The sequence below is a fragment of the Limnoraphis robusta CS-951 genome (assembly GCF_000972705.2).
Window position 1 is genome coordinate 1 of record NZ_LATL02000351.1, and the last position, 15,717, is coordinate 15,717.

Here is a 15,717-nt window from a genome sequence, read left to right on the forward strand (position 1 = left end):
TCATCCATCTTCAACCGATGATATAATGGTTTAGGAATGGCATCAATTTCGGCTTGCTGACAGTCGGTTTTGTTGGCGGCGATAATATCGGCAGTAGCCGCTTCTAAGGCTTGGGCCGCTTCTAAAGCTTGGTTTTTGGCTTCTGTGGAAACAACGGCTAATTTTTGGGCGGCTAGGCGGGTTTGTTGGGCGAGATCGGTTAGAGAGTGAGAAGTCATCATCTTTGTTGTTGATTCTTAATATTAGGTGAGAAAATTTGCGGTATTATAAATTTTAACTGAGTCGGTTGATTCATCAAACAATACATTTAAGACTTGAACTCAAACCCAGTAGAATTACTTATTATTTTAACAGATTTAGGAGAGTCAATCTAAGTCTAAAAAAAATCTAAAGTTTACTCTGATTGTTCAATCTGATCATCAAAATATAACTAACTCTCAATTTTAAACCCAATTTAGGATCAAGTTATGGTAACGACAGCACGACCCCAAGAAAAAGTAAAAATCAGCCAGACGAAACTGTTAATTAATAATGAATGGGTAGAAAGCGTTTCTGGGAAGCGGTTTGAGACTATTAATCCCGCAACAGGAGAGGTGATTTGTGATGTCGCTGAAGCGGATGCTGCGGATGTGGAAAAAGCCGTTACAGCCGCCCGAAAAGCATTTACTTCGGGAGATTGGCCGAATATGTCGGCAAGAAAACGGGGTGAACTTCTTTATAAATTAGCGGATTTAATCGAACAAAATCAAGAAGAACTTGCCTTTTTAGAAACCCTTGATAATGGGAAACCCATCGGCGAGTCGATGAAACTTGATTTACCGTTTGCGATCGCTTGTTATCGATATTATGCAGGTTGGGCGGATAAAATTCAAGGCAAAACGATTCCCGTTGACGGCCCTCATTTATGCTACACTCGCCATGAACCTGTGGGGGTTGTGGGTCAAATTATTCCCTGGAATTTCCCTCTCGTCATGCAAGCCTGGAAACTCGGCCCTGCGTTGGCTGCGGGAAATACTGTGATTCTAAAAACGGCGGAACAAACGCCACTTTCTGCCTTACGAATTGGGGAATTAATATTAGAAGCAGGCTTCCCGCCCGGAGTTGTAAATATTCTATCCGGCTACGGGCCTACTGCGGGTGCTGCGATTTCTCATCACATGGATATTGATAAAGTTGCGTTCACAGGTTCAACAGAAGTCGGACATTTAATTATGGAAGCGGCTGCTAAAAGTAACCTGAAACGAGTCACTTTAGAATTGGGTGGAAAGAGTCCGAATATTGTGTTTGCGGATGCCGATTTTGATGCTGCTATTGCAGGAGTTCATTTGGGTTTATTTTTCAATCAAGGGCAATGTTGTAACGCAGGTTCACGGGTATTTGTGGAAGAAAGTTGTTATGATGAATTTGTGCAGAAATGTGCAGAAAAAGCCCAACAACGCCGAGTTGGTGATCCCTTTGATGAACAAACTCAACAAGGGCCACAAGTTGATGATGTTCAGTTTGAAAGAGTGATGAGTTATATTGAGTCGGGAATACATGAAGGCGCCCAAGTTTTATGTGGTGGAAAGCGTGTCGGCGATCGCGGTTATTTTATTGAACCGACGGTTTTTGCTGATGTTCAAGATCACATGAAAATCGCCCGTGAAGAAATTTTCGGCCCGGTAATGAGTGTGATAAAATTTAAAGATGTTGAGGAAGTCATTCAACGGGCAAATGATACAATGTATGGTTTAGCAGCAGGAATTTGGACGAAAGATATCACAAAAGCCCATAAAGTTGCCCACAGTGTTCGGGCAGGAACCGTTTGGATTAATACTTACCATGCGTTTGATGCGGCGGCGCCTTTTGGGGGCTTTAAACAGTCAGGAATTGGCCGTGAATTGGGTGAGTATGGGTTGCAGCAATACACAGAAATTAAGACGGTAAATATTCGATTGTAAGTCGTATCAGAAACTAAATCCCAAAAACCCGGTTTCTCATAGAAACCGGGTTTTTAATCCCCACAGAAATTAAGAATAGTTGGATTTGGTGATGATTGAAAAAACATTGAGAATTTGATGCACCCTACTTTTTATCTAGACATTCCAGAGGGCTAAATAAGTATCATTTCCGCCTAAAGGATTGGGATTAATTGCACCGGGAGTAGTCGCAACTGCGGGTTTAGTAATCGTTGCAAAAATCGCTGCTGTACCATTGCCAACAGCAAAGCCATTAATACTTCCTGATGAACCATCGGTATCACCTGTTTGAGTTAACGGAGTCCAGAATTTTCGGACGGTATAATCAGGCGTTAATCCTAACACTGCAATTTCACCCTGGGTATAATTTCCAACAGGTTGATCGTTAATTTGTTGGAGGTTACGGTTTTGAATTTGGAATGCAGATGAACCGCCAATATAGACATTTCCAACTTCATCTGCGGTGATAGAATTGGGGGTGAAACTATTCGGTTTTGTTCCGGTATTGGTTAAGATAAATTGACCTCGTTCGATACTTCCATTTGTTGGATTAATTTTAGCATGGAAGGTGAATGAACCTGCGCCTGCGCCGGAAAAATTGTTGTATTTATCGACATCAACTTTAGTGGCTAATGCTTGGCTAATATCTTCACCATCCCGTTGATAAACGTTATTTCCGCCGTCGGTTTTACCCAAGAAATAGAGTCCGCCATCTTGTCCAAAAGTAATGCGTTCTCCGCGTGTATCTGCCCCTAAATTCTGTCCGGTAACTTGGGCTGCACTATAATCCCAAGTGTTCCAAATTTGGGTTAAATTGGTATCAAATGCGCGAATAAATGGTGTTTGTAAATCGGCACTGACTTGATTAAATCCGGTTAAATAGACTTGTTTTGTTGTGGGATTAATTGCAATATCAGCCGGACGAATATCGGTTCCGGTTAAGGTTGTTGTGGCTAATTGGGTTCCGGTTGAACTCCACAATGTAACGGTATCATTGCTATTTGTTAGTGTGGCAATTGTGCCATCATTTGCAACTGCAACTCGGTCAAATGTTCCCGCTTGTGACCATAAAATAGTTCCGGCATTTTGATTATAAACTTTCATCCCAAAACTACCAACGGCGACAATTTCACCGCTATCTCGATCAACATCCATATCGTTAACGACACCGCCTAAAGCTGTTGTTGAAAGGGGTGCTGTATTCCCATCTGTTAGGCGACGAATTTCACCTGCACCATTGAAATTTCCGGCAATAATAATCGCTTGATCAGTTGGAGAAATTTCAACTGCACTGGCTACATCATTATTAGCAGTTCCTAAGTAAGTTGCACTACTGAGTTGAAGATTATTGCTTGGATCATTATNCGAATTTCACCTGCACCATTGAAATTTCCGGCAATAATAATCGCTTGATCAGTTGGAGAAATTTCAACTGCACTGGCTACATCATTATTAGCAGTTCCTAAGTAAGTTGCACTACTGAGTTGAAGATTATTGCTTGGATCATTATCAACAATTTGCAAGGTGGCTGTATTTTGAGTTCCCAAACTTGCACCGCCTGTTGGTGTTTCTAATACCAAATTTAGAGTTTCAGTGGGTTCAAATGTGGTATCATTGATAATGGGAACTATCACGGTTTTTGCTGTACTATCCCCATCTACAAAGTTAACAGTTATTGGTGCATTGGTATAATCTGCTGGAGAAGTTGCGGTTCCGTTTGTTTGTGTGAGATTAACACTAACAGCGCCTTGACTTCCTTCGGTTCGGGTAACGGTAATTGCTGTTATTGGTGTGCCGTTTTCGTTAACACTAAATATAGGAGAACTAAAGTTAATTGTTCCTGCCATCAACACATCATTATCAACAATATTAACCGTAGAAATCGCTGTTCCTAAACTCGCGCCCCCTGTCACATTGGTTAACGTTAAATTAAACAATTCATTGCCTTCAACTAAGGTATCATCAAGAATTGGAACGGTGAAAGATTGACTCATTTCAGTATCAGCAAAAGTTAGCGTTCCTGATGTAGCCGTGTAGTCAGTTCCCGCCGAAGCTGTGTTATTTTCGGTAGCATAATCAACGGTAATAATTCCATCGGTTCCACCTGTTCTATTAACAGTAATTGTGGCAATTGTTGCATCCTCATTTACATCAATGTTAGCCAGAGAAAAACCTAATGTTCCCGCAATAGGAGTAGGTGTTGGCGTCGGTTGAGGAGTAGGTTCGGGTGTTGGCGTCGGTTCAGGAATGGGTGAGGGAGTAGGTTCGGGAGTAGGTTCAGGAACAGGTTCGGGAATGGGTGAGGGTGTTGGTGTCGGTTGATTATCTGAATCTGGTGATATAAAATCATCAGAATTCAAGGTGTTACTATTAACATTTTTGAGAATTGCCAAGAATTCATTTGTATTTTTATTTTGAATGATAGTATCACTGGAAAATTCATCGGTACCTTGATAGATATTCAAATCATCAAAGCTGAGGAGATTTAGTAACCGAATCGAATCTTGTTCTGAGTTAAAGTCATTGATCATATCGGCTTCAGTAATACTAAATCCTCCAGTTACTTCACCCATATAAAATGTATCGTTTCCTTCTCCACCTGTAATTGTATCCGATCCGCGATCGCCAAGTAGAGTATCATTTCCTAAGTCACCAAAAAGCAAATCGTTTCCCGCTCCTCCAGCAACGAGATCGCTTTCTTTTCCGCCATAAAGAATATCATTACCATTGTTTCCGAGTACCTCATCTGAATCGCGATCGCCAAATAAGATATCATTACCAATATCACCAAATAGGATATCATTATTTTGACCTCCGGTTAAAGTATCATCCCCTTTTCCGGCATAAAGAGTATCATTTCCTAGATTTCCAACCAAAAAGTCATTCCCTTCATTTCCGCCTAAAATATCATCCCCACCTAAACCAAAAACGGTATCATCTCCTGCTAAACTAAATATTATATCGTTTGCTTCTGTTCCTAGAATGCTATCTGATCCTTGACTGGGAACTAAAGAGTTTATACTCAAAATTAAGTCAGATTCATTAGAGGAGGGAATAGTAACTGTATTAAATGTTTGTAAATCATTAGCAAAAGAAGTATCAAGGCTGTTTATAACTACAGCATCTAGATGATCATTACTGAGAATCATATAGATTCGTCTCCTAAAATAAGGATAATTTGTTCTAACTTCTTTTTCGAGAATGACGAGATAGATCCGGATATTTTAAAGTTGAAAAATAAAAATAAACTTGAACTTAAATAAGAGGTTTATACGGATACAAATAGAATAAGAGATCATTTAAGATTGAGATTTTCAGTAAAATTAACGAGAAGGCGATGTGATTTAAAATACTAAGAGCAAAAATTATTTTCCTCCGATAAACTTTGAGGATTTATGAGCGGTTTTGATCTCCACTTTCTTCTAGAAGTGGGGGAGGGGGAAAAATCCGGTTTCTGAAGAAAACTACACTTAATTTTAGAGTGAAAGTGCTTTCAATCTGATCACCTTTGTTTTAAAATAGATTTAGCAGAATGATAATAGGATAAAAATGACGATTTTGGGTAGCACTCAACCGGAACCAGACGAAAAAAGTTGGCAATATCAGTTAGATCGATTTGTTGACAATAATCAGCAAGAATTAGCAGCGTTAGCTTGGGGATTTTATCAAGAACAAACTGAACATGAAAATACACTAGGAATTGATATCATACCAACCCCTCATTTTATTTCCTGTTCACGAGAAGCTCTTGAAAAATTGAATAACAGCGTGAATCATAAGCTGCAAGAAATCTTAGGATTAATCGATGGCTACCAACCTGAACAAGAGGTTTTAATGATTGGTTTTGCAAATAATGGCGTTAAACTGATCTATTTTGAACCGGAATTAAATCCGCCCGAATGTTTTGAAAAATCAGGTCAAAATATTGCGAGTTTATTAGAAAAACTAGAAGCCAAAATGCTTGCACAGATTCAAGTTTAGTTTTCAATAATGATTTCGTTTATCTCCCAGTCCAAACAGAACAAATCAATCGGCCCATTTGGATGAACAGCACAGTTAATTCCGTCCTGACCATGATAATATAAACAAACTTGGCAAGGTCGGGTTTGATCAAGTTGTTGCTGTAAATTTTCCCATTTATTTTGGGTAATCTTCAGGGTTCGACTTGCTAATAAATGATCGGGGTTAATTTCTAAGCTTTGCTGAAAGGCATTTAAAGCCGTTTTGTATAACTTGAGAATTTGATCACCTGATTTTTGCCAAGCAGAAGTTCGATTTTCGTAGAATTTAATGAGTTTTAGCGTTAAAATACCATATCTAAACCAAGCATCAGCCGAGAAGGTGGTTGTAGAACCTTTAGCCTCGAGTAAGACTCGTTTAATGGTTTGTAAAAGTTCACGACTTTGCCAAGGCTTACTCACATAAGCTTCGGCGTGTTTGATACCTTCATAAATTGCCAGTTGTTGTTCTTTTCCGGTGATAAAAACAACGGGTATATTCTGTGTTTTGGGGTTGGCTTTAATTAAACGACAAAGGCGATAGCCATCAATTCGAGGCATGACAACATCCAACAAAACCAAATCAGGACAAGTCCCTTGCAGTTTATTCAAAGCATCAATCCCATCACAAGCTTGAATGACATTCATTCCATTCCAAGCTAACTGATAGGAAATACATTCTCGCTGACTGTGAGAATCTTCGACAATTAAAACAGTGTTCATGGGTTCAAGGGCAGGATCACGATTAGGCACAAATCATCAACTCTTGTTATGAGTTTACCCAGTTTGACTCCTATTGTTGTCGCCCTTCCTAAAAATTTTACATAAAATTTTGATCAATGACTGCAACCAAATTTTATGATAGAAAGTTTAAAATATGCTGTGCAGTGATTTGGGGCTGTTCTAGATGGGGGACATGACCACAGTTTTTAATCCAGATTAATTGAGAATTAGCGATCGCTTTTTGGAATTTTTGGGCATCTGCTGTCCCTAAAATTCGATCATTTTCCCCCCATAAAATTAATGTTTGCTGCTGAATTTCACTTAACTTTTTACCAAAAGCCCCATATCCGCCACTTTTAGTAAAGCTAATTAAAGAACGATTCCAAACAGGCATTTCTAAATGTAAGGCTGCACAAACTTGGGCATCGGGAGAAGCAAAGGTTTTATCAAAATAAGCCGTTTCACTAATTCCCTGTCTGACTTTAGGATTGCGTAAAAATTCAGTCGCCAGATTGTCAAAGGGAGGAAACAAAAACTTTCCTAAAATCGGCCCAGAACTCATTCCGGCACTTCCAATTAAAACTAAAGATTGAACCGCTTCGGGATAAGTTAGGGTAAAATCTAGGGCTGCTGCACCGCCCATTGAAGTGCCAACTAACATCACAGGCTGATTAATTAAAGTCTTCCAAAAATAGTATAAATGAGTCGAGATTGCTTGAGGATTGATGATGATATTAACATCTCGTTCAGTAAATCCAAATCCTAATAAATCAACCGCCCAAGTCTCATTTTGAGCTGCTAATCGCGGCAATAATCGTCTAAACTCTAGTACCGAACTATCGAAACCATGCAACAGTAAAATAGGCGTTCCTTGACTCCCTTGATGAACATANAGGTTAACTCTTTTTAGACTCTATCATGTTTCCTAGTTTTCTTCCAAAAATAGTATAAATGAGTCGAGATTGCTTGAGGATTGATGATGATATTAACATCTCGTTCAGTAAATCCAAATCCTAATAAATCAACCGCCCAAGTCTCATTTTGAGCTGCTAATCGCGGCAATAATCGTCTAAACTCTAGTACCGAACTATCGAAACCATGCAACAGTAAAATAGGCGTTCCTTGACTCCCTTGATGAACATAACGGGTGAGAATAGGTTCTTTTCTCAAGGGCGTAGAAATGGGGTGAGATTCGATTTGTTGGGCGAGGGTAATTGAAGTTAATTCAGTCAGTTTTTGGACTTGGGCTGGAAGAAAACTAGGAAACATGATAGAGTCTAAAAAGAGTTAACCTTTGATGCCTGTGACTAGAGCTATCATACCAAATCCTAAGATAATTACACCAGAAATTTGGTTAACCGCTTTCAGGGTGCGATCGCTAAATTTTTCTCTAAATAAACTCACCCCACTCGCCAACAACAACCACCAAGACGCTGATCCGATAAATACACCTAAGACTAAAATAACAGCATCTAGATAATGATTTGCAGTGGCGAGTCCCAATCCCGCAAAGATAGCTAAAAAAGATAAAATTGTCATAGGGTTGGTAATCGTCAAGAAAAAAGTTGAAGCAAAAGCCCCAGCAATTTGATTGGATGTTGCGGCTTCCGTTGCGGGTTTTTCTAAAAAGGTTTTCAAGCCTAAATAACAGAGAAATAATCCGCCAAAAATCTTGAATAAAACCTGTTGACTGACTAAAAAATTAGAAACTAAACTCAACCCAAATCCCGCAATACAGCCATACATTGCATCCGCCGTCGCCGCCCCTAAACCGGAGATAAACCCCGTTTTTTTTCCATAGGTTAAAGAACGACGAATACATAAAACACCAATCGGCCCGACTGGGGCTGCAATAGAGAAACCCACCAACAAACCTTTTAAGAAAAAACTAATTTCCATAAACCTACTCAACTTCACGTTCAAAGGGAGGTAGCGGAATTGCTGAAGTCTCTTTTGATGTCGATAAAACAACCGTTGTGCGAGTTCTTAAAATGCCCGAAATACCTTTAATTTGTTCACTGACAATTCGTTCTAAATGACGAGTATTCTGACAGCGAACCTTCATTAAATAGTCATCATCCCCGGTGACGTGATGACATTCCATCACTTCGGATATTTCCTGAATTCGTTGCAAAAAAGCGTCGCGATATTGCGGTTGTTGTAGAGTAACAGCAATAAAAGCCATGAGTTCACAACCGACAGCTTCAGGGTTAATACGGGCGTTGTACCCTTGAATGATACCTCGTTCCTCTAGGCGCCTAACTCGTTCGGCGGTTGCAGGTGCAGACAGCCCCAAGAGGGTGGCCAGTTCAGACCAGGTGATGCGACCCTGAACCATAAGATGCTGAATCACCTTATTATCTATTGCATCCACAGCATTTTACCTTTTTTTCGTAAGTATATATTTAATATACCATATAAAACATTGAGAAAAAATCAAAGCTACCCTAGAATCTCCTAGAGTAGCCTGATTAAGATTAAGTTTCTCAGATGAGAACGATCAACTAGGCGATCGCAGCGACTCGAACATCATTATTTCCTAAGAGTTCTTGCAGCTCCTCCGAGTCAACCGTCTCTTTCTCGATCAACATTTCTGCCAATTTATCCAGAACGTGGCGATTTTCCATCAACACATTTTTAGCACGAACGTAAGCTTCATCAACTAACTTACGAACTTCATCATCAATGGTTGCGGCTGTTTCTTCGGAGAAATCCCGCTCAGACATGATATCACGACCGAGGAACACATTCCCCTGNAACGTGGCGATTTTCCATCAACACATTTTTAGCACGAACGTAAGCTTCATCAACTAACTTACGAACTTCATCATCAATGGTTGCGGCTGTTTCTTCGGAGAAATCCCGCTCAGACATGATATCACGACCGAGGAACACATTCCCCTGTTGACGACCCAAAGCTACAGGCCCCAAACGGTTACTCATCCCATAACGGGTAATCATTTGACGCGCCACACGAGTCACCTGTTGCAAGTCGTTAGAAGCGCCAGTGGTGACTTCTTCTTCGCCGAAAACAATTTCTTCCGCCAGACGTCCGCCTAAAGCAACGGCCATCTGATTTTGCAAATAAGAACGACTGAACAACCCAGAGTCCATCCGATCTTCACTGGGCATAAACCAGGTTAACCCACCCGCACGACCACGAGGAATAATGCTGATTTTTTGTACAGGGTCGTAGTCTGGCATCAACGCACCGACTAACGCATGACCCGCTTCGTGGAAGGCGACTAAAGTTTTGCGTTTTTCGCTCATTACCCGATCTTTCTTCTCGGGGCCTGCGAGTACGCGGTCAATGGCGTCGTTCACCTCATCCATTGAAATTTCGGTTAAGTTGCGACGGGCCGCCAAAATAGCCGCTTCGTTGAGTAAGTTCGACAGGTCAGCCCCGGTAAACCCAGGAGTCCGACGGGCAATTTTTTCGAGATCTACGTCTTTAGCGAGGGTTTTGCCGCGTGCATGAACCCGCAGAATTTCCAGACGACCCGCGTAGTCAGGACGATCAACAACAACCTGACGGTCAAAACGACCCGGACGCATTAACGCTGCATCCAAGACATCAGGACGGTTGGTGGCGGCAATAATGATAATTCCGGTATTGCCTTCAAAACCATCCATTTCGGTGAGTAACTGGTTGAGGGTTTGTTCCCGTTCATCGTTACCACCACCTAAACCCGCACCCCGTTGACGACCAACGGCGTCAATTTCATCGATGAATACAATACAGGGAGCGTTGGCTTTGGCTTGTTCAAACAGGTCGCGGACGCGGGACGCACCCACACCGACGAACATTTCTACAAATTCTGAACCGGAGATACTGAAGAAAGGAACACCTGCTTCACCCGCGACGGCTTTGGCGAGGAGGGTTTTACCGGTTCCAGGAGGGCCGACTAACAGCACGCCTTTGGGAATTTTCGCACCAACGGCGGTAAAGCGATCGGCGTTTTTCAGGAAGTCTACCACTTCGCTGAGTTCGAGTTTGGCTTGTTCAATTCCGGCCACATCCCCAAAGGTGACTTGAGTTTGGGGTTCCATTTGAACTCGCGCTTTAGACTTGCCAAAGTTCATGGCTTGGCTTCCGGGGCCGCTTTGGGCGCGACGCAACAGAAAAAATAAGCCAACTAACAGTAAAATAGGGAAGAATAAGCTGCTGAGAGCTTTGAACCAGAAACCCTCATCACTTTGAGGCATCACGGAAATGTCAACGTTATTCTGACTCAGAATATCGATCAAGCCGGGATCGGGAGGAAGGTTAACCATGACTTTGGAACCATCTTCCGCCGTAACCAGGGCTTTAGAGCGATCAGCACTCAGGCTAACCCGCTCAACTTGCTTATTTTCGACTTCCTGAATGAAGGTACTATATTTCCAAGTTTCCCGTGTTTGAGGTTGTTTATCAAAGAAGGCGGTTGCCAGGGCGATGACAACGATTGCTAAAAGTGCGTATAAGCCTGCGTTTCTCCAGCGTTTGTTCACCGGGGTCTATCCTCCTAATGTTGCTCAGAGTCCTGTGGACTCTGGTATCTTTTTTATTATGTTTACCAATCTTAACGTATTTTTCACCAATCCTGGGGATCAGGACAAGAAGCCTTAACATCTTAAAATAGGTGATGCTCTAATCAGACACAGGGAGTTGTTTGACTACAATAAATTTATTTTTTTGTCAACCTCTGAGAAGGGGTTCAAGTTAAAATCGCCGTTTGTGATTCTTGATCTGAGCTTCAATCGCAAAAAAAGCTGACTTTAATTTCTATTTATAAAGAAAAGCGATTGTGTTAAAGTTATATGTTTGAACTTGAATTTTCAATTAAATCGGCTGTTAGTTATTTTCAATCGGGAGACTATTTTAAAGCCGAGTTAGTTTGCCATCAAATTTTGGAAAATGTTCCCAATTGTGAGATTGCCATGAAACTGTTAGGCAAAATTCATCATCAGAATTTGAAGCCGAAACAGGTCAACAATTATTCGGGTGAGGCTTATCACTTATGGTACTACAATAGTCATGTTTGGACAACTACAACTTGGGCAGGAGTCAGTGCGCTCAAGTCTCCTTGTGATATGTGGAACTATCAAGAAATTATTTTTGACTTAAAACCGAGTTTAATTATTGAGTTTGGAACTCGTTACGGAGGAGCCACCTTATTTTTTGCTCATCTCCTCGATCAAATTCCTCAAACTTCTAAAGTTTTCTCCGTTGACAATGATCAGAGTTGTCTCGATGATCAAGTTAAGCAACATCCTCGCATTGAACTGATGCTTTCATCCTCAACTCATCCTGTCGTTGCTCAAAGAATTTCGATGTTGCGACAAGAATTTTCGGGGCGAGTTTTTGCCATTTTGGATAGTGACCACAGCAAAGATCATGTCTTAGAAGAAATGCTCTTGTTACGTCCTCTTTTAACATCAGGAGATTATTTAATTGTCGAAGATGGGAATATTAACGGTCATCCAGTTTTACCAGAATGGGGAGAAGGGCCTTATGAAGCGATAGAAGCCTATTTTTCCCAATATCCTGATGATTATAAACTGGATGAACAACGAGAGCAGAAATTTGGTTTTACCTGGGCACCCAAAGGATTTTTAATTCGATATTAATTGGCATTAAAATTAAGTTATGAAATTTAGATTCCATCAACCTACCTTAAAGTTATTAGAAGGATTATCAGGAGTAGAACTTGGCGCTGCGGCTCATAACCCTTTTGGTGTTAATGCGATTAATGTTGCACCTAAATTTGATGAAAAGGTTTATCGAGAAAGTCAGGTTGAAATGGGTGAAACTCCTACTCCAATCGATCTTTATGGAGATGCGACTGATATTCCTGTCGAAAAACACAGCCAAGATTTTGTATTATCCAGTCATGTTTTTGAACATATTCCTAACCCAGTCCAAGCTTTTTTAGAATGGCAAAGAGTCCTTAAATCGGGAGGATATATTGTGATGATTGTTCCCCAACCGGATGCTTTATTGGGTGATAATAGACCGTTATCAACTTATGATAAACTGATTCAAGCTTATCACGAAAACTGGACGATTGACACCGCACCTCCCGGAAGTTGTTATTCCGATCACTATTGGAAATTTACCTCGACAACCTTAAGAGGATTTCTTGAAAAGTTAAAATCAGGAGTTGCAGGTTTACCCCCAATTAATTGGACGTTAATTGGCGTTGAAGATCCAGATAGTAAAGTTGGAAATGGGTTTTGGCTGGCTTATAAAGTTCCCGAATTTAATTTTAAAGTTAAAAATCTGATCTNCCCGGAAGTTGTTATTCCGATCACTATTGGAAATTTACCTCGACAACCTTAAGAGGATTTCTTGAAAAGTTAAAATCAGGAGTTGCAGGTTTACCCCCAATTAATTGGACGTTAATTGGCGTTGAAGATCCAGATAGTAAAGTTGGAAATGGGTTTTGGCTGGCTTATAAAGTTCCCGAATTTAATTTTAAAGTTAAAAATCTGATCTAGGAAAAAAATATGCGTTCTCAAGCTGAATTGAATCATCAACCTCTAATTAGTATTATTGTTCCCGTTTTCAATCCACCCGAACCCTATTTAAGAGCGGCTATACAATCCGTTCTCGATCAAACCTATTCTCATTGGGAATTGTGTATTGCTGATGATGCTTCAACTTTCCCTTATGTGCGAAGGGTTTTAGAAGAATACGCTCAACAAGATACTCGCATTAAACCGATATTCAGAACGGAAAATGGTCACATTTCTGCTTGTTCAAATTCGGCGTTAGAAATAGCAACGGGTGAATTTATTGCGTTGCTGGATCACGATGATTTACTCACTTCTGATGCGTTAGAAGAGGTTGTGCGGCTACTCAATCAGCATCCCGAAGCGGATATGATCTATTCCGATGAAGATAAAATAGATAATAACAATCAATTTAGAGAAGCCGCTTATAAACCGGATTGGTGTCCCGATTCATTTCTTTCCCGAATGTACACCTGTCATTTAGGGGTTTATCGTCGATCATTAGTGAATGAAATTGCAGGATTTAGACAAGGATTTGAAGGAAGTCAAGATTATGATTTAGTCTTGAGACTCACCGAAAAAACAAATAAAATCTTTCATATTCCTAAAATTCTTTATCACTGGAGAATGCACTCGGCTTCAGCTTCCATGTCACAAACGGCTAAACCCTACGCTTATGAAGCCGCAACCAAAGCGTTAACTGAAGCTATGCAAAGACGGAATGAAGGCGGACAGGTTATTCCTTTAAAAGATTCTCCGGGGTATTACAGTATTCGCTATGAAATTGATCGATCTAAACTTGTTAGCATTATTATTCCGACGCGAGATTATGGCAGTATTTTGCATCAGTGTTTAACTTCTATTTTTCAGAATACAAGCTATCCCAACTATGAAGTTATTGTGATTGACAATGGGAGTGTTGAAGCCGAAACCAAAAACATTTTAAACTTTTGGAAACAGCAAAAATCGGCTCAATTTAAAACCTATCGTTTAGACATTCCCTTTAATTATTCTCNTATTCGCTATGAAATTGATCGATCTAAACTTGTTAGCATTATTATTCCGACGCGAGATTATGGCAGTATTTTGCATCAGTGTTTAACTTCTATTTTTCAGAATACAAGCTATCCCAACTATGAAGTTATTGTGATTGACAATGGGAGTGTTGAAGCCGAAACCAAAAACATTTTAAACTTTTGGAAACAGCAAAAATCGGCTCAATTTAAAACCTATCGTTTAGACATTCCCTTTAATTATTCTCAGTTGAATAACTATGGCGTGAGTCAAGCCAACGGAGAATATTTCATCTTTTTGAATAATGATACTAAAATTCTGACATCTGATTGGATTGAGGCGTTGGTTGAGCAAGCTAAACGTTCTTCAATTGGTGCTGTCAGTGGATTGCTTCTATATCCTGATAAATCCCTGCAAAACGCCGGATTTGTTTTAAGTAAAAATCAAATATCGAGTTCTTTTTATCAGGGAATTACTAAAATAAATGATTATGATACGTTCTTACNGGTTGAGCAAGCTAAACGTTCTTCAATTGGTGCTGTCAGTGGATTGCTTCTATATCCTGATAAATCCCTGCAAAACGCCGGATTTGTTTTAAGTAAAAATCAAATATCGAGTTCTTTTTATCAGGGAATTACTAAAATAAATGATTATGATACGTTCTTACAAATCAGCTTAATTAATAATGTTTCTGCGGTGAGTGGCGCTTGTTTAGCCTGTCGTCGCACTGTATTTGAAGAAGTTGGCGGATTTGATGAAGCATTACCCTTGATCTACAATGATGTTGATTTTTGTCTAAAACTCATCCATCAAGGTTATCGAAATATTTATCTTCCTCATGTTCGACTCTATCATCAAGAGTTGAAAAGTTGGAATGTCGAATTAACCCCCTATCAACGTAGCAAAATTCAGGATTCTGCTCAACAATTAATCCAAGAACGATGGGGTAAAATATTTAATTCTGATCCCTGTTGTCATCCTCATTTTATTCAAAAATTTACCGCTAAATCCGTAGAAGTTCCTGCTGTTCACCAGCATCAGAGAACCGTGAGTTATCCTTTAGTCAGTGTTTGCATCCCGACTTATAATGGTGAGAAATATTTAGCCGAGTGTTTAGAGAGTGTTTTATCTCAAACCTATCCTCATTTAGAAATTATTATATCTGATGATGGTTCAACCGACAAAACTATAGCTATTGCTCAATCTTTTCAATCTAAATTCTCGGGTAACTTTCAAATTTTCAGTCATTGTCAGTATGGATTAGCTGTTAATTGGAATTACTCGATTTCTCAGACTCAAGGAAAATATATAAAATTTATATTTCAAGATGATATTTTAGAAAATAGCTGTATTGAAGACTTAGTAAATTTAGCCGAACAAGATGAAAAAATAGGATTAGTCTTTTCTCGTCGTGAAATATTGGTTTCTCCAGAAGCACAATCTAATCAATATTGCCAAGAAATTAGTGTTTACGCTCAAGATATTGATAAACATTGGCTGAATCTAAAATCAATACAAGAGGGAAAAGA

13 protein-coding genes and 4 pseudogenes are annotated in these 15,717 nt (G+C 39.9%); 7 read left to right on the forward strand and 10 right to left on the reverse strand.

The features are described 5' to 3' along the window. Nucleotides 1-221, reverse strand: a pseudogene (locus WN50_RS29500) (glutamate-5-semialdehyde dehydrogenase); the annotation flags it as partial. 246 nt (nt 222-467) lie between these two features. On the opposite strand from WN50_RS29500, the gene WN50_RS29505 reads away from it, so the two are divergent. Beyond that, nucleotides 468-1,940 (forward strand): aldehyde dehydrogenase family protein, encoded by a 1,473-nt coding sequence (locus tag WN50_RS29505; RefSeq protein ID WP_046278332.1) that lies wholly within the window; start codon nt 468-470, stop codon nt 1,938-1,940. A gap of 135 nt (nt 1,941-2,075) precedes the next feature. Here WN50_RS29505 and WN50_RS29510 read toward each other — a convergent pair whose 3' ends face one another. Beyond that, nucleotides 2,076-3,113: an SBBP repeat-containing protein gene (locus tag WN50_RS29510; protein ID WP_342586794.1), complete on the reverse strand. Its 1,038-nt coding sequence runs from the start codon at nt 3,111-3,113 to the stop codon at nt 2,076-2,078. A 210-nt stretch (nt 3,114-3,323) separates the two neighbouring features. After that, nucleotides 3,324-5,107, reverse strand: a pseudogene (locus tag WN50_RS29515) (calcium-binding protein); the annotation flags it as partial. 400 nt (nt 5,108-5,507) lie between these two features. Between WN50_RS29515 and ccmS the strand changes: the two are divergent. Beyond that, the gene (gene ccmS, locus WN50_RS29520) at nt 5,508-5,939 is read left to right on the forward strand and encodes a beta-carboxysome assembly chaperone CcmS (protein ID WP_046279527.1); all 432 of its coding nucleotides are present in this window, start codon (nt 5,508-5,510) and stop codon (nt 5,937-5,939) included. On the opposite strand, the gene WN50_RS29525 is transcribed toward ccmS, so the two are convergent. From WN50_RS29525 to ftsH3, 7 genes and pseudogenes are all read right to left on the reverse strand, one after another. After that, the gene (locus WN50_RS29525; protein WP_323316191.1) at nt 5,936-6,709 is read right to left on the reverse strand and encodes a response regulator; all 774 of its coding nucleotides are present in this window, start codon (nt 6,707-6,709) and stop codon (nt 5,936-5,938) included. The genes ccmS and WN50_RS29525 overlap by 4 nt on opposite strands. 103 nt (nt 6,710-6,812) lie before the next feature. Next, a partial coding sequence (locus tag WN50_RS29530; protein ID WP_049561715.1) for an alpha/beta fold hydrolase occupies nt 6,813-7,571 on the reverse strand: 759 nt, incomplete at its 5' end. Between the two features lie 14 nt (nt 7,572-7,585). Continuing rightward, entirely contained in the window at nt 7,586-7,948 is a 363-nt protein-coding gene (locus WN50_RS29535; RefSeq protein ID WP_425354854.1) for a hypothetical protein, read from the reverse strand. A gap of 18 nt (nt 7,949-7,966) precedes the next feature. Continuing rightward, entirely contained in the window at nt 7,967-8,578 is a 612-nt protein-coding gene (locus WN50_RS29540; protein ID WP_046279529.1) for a LysE family translocator, read from the reverse strand. Between the two features lie 4 nt (nt 8,579-8,582). Continuing rightward, nucleotides 8,583-9,053 (reverse strand): Lrp/AsnC family transcriptional regulator, encoded by a 471-nt coding sequence (locus WN50_RS29545; RefSeq protein ID WP_072075664.1) that lies wholly within the window; start codon nt 9,051-9,053, stop codon nt 8,583-8,585. Between the two features lie 130 nt (nt 9,054-9,183). After that, nucleotides 9,184-9,435 (reverse strand): annotated as a pseudogene (locus WN50_RS34470) (cell division protein FtsH); the annotation flags it as partial. Nucleotide 9,436: 1 nt separating this feature from the next. Then, nucleotides 9,437-11,170: pseudogene (gene ftsH3 / locus WN50_RS29550) on the reverse strand (ATP-dependent zinc metalloprotease FtsH3); the annotation flags it as partial. 309 nt (nt 11,171-11,479) lie between these two features. Here ftsH3 and WN50_RS29555 point away from each other — a divergent pair. The 5 genes from WN50_RS29555 to WN50_RS37995 form a co-directional block, all read left to right on the forward strand. Further along, nucleotides 11,480-12,289: a CmcI family methyltransferase gene (locus WN50_RS29555; RefSeq protein WP_200906311.1), complete on the forward strand. Its 810-nt coding sequence runs from the start codon at nt 11,480-11,482 to the stop codon at nt 12,287-12,289. A gap of 172 nt (nt 12,290-12,461) precedes the next feature. Beyond that, nucleotides 12,462-12,948 (forward strand): class I SAM-dependent methyltransferase (locus WN50_RS37990; RefSeq protein WP_425354855.1); only part of this gene is annotated, 487 nt, incomplete at its 3' end. A 220-nt stretch (nt 12,949-13,168) separates the two neighbouring features. Next, the coding region (locus tag WN50_RS36730) for a glycosyltransferase family 2 protein (protein ID WP_235441182.1) at nt 13,169-14,189 on the forward strand (1,021 nt) is incomplete at its 3' end. Nucleotides 14,190-14,233: 44 nt separating this feature from the next. Next, nucleotides 14,234-14,693, forward strand: a 460-nt coding sequence (locus WN50_RS36735; RefSeq protein ID WP_281062916.1) for a glycosyltransferase family 2 protein, incomplete at its 3' end; no start/stop codon positions are given. A 542-nt stretch (nt 14,694-15,235) separates the two neighbouring features. After that, a partial coding sequence (locus tag WN50_RS37995) for a glycosyltransferase family 2 protein (protein WP_425354856.1) occupies nt 15,236-15,717 on the forward strand: 482 nt, incomplete at its 3' end.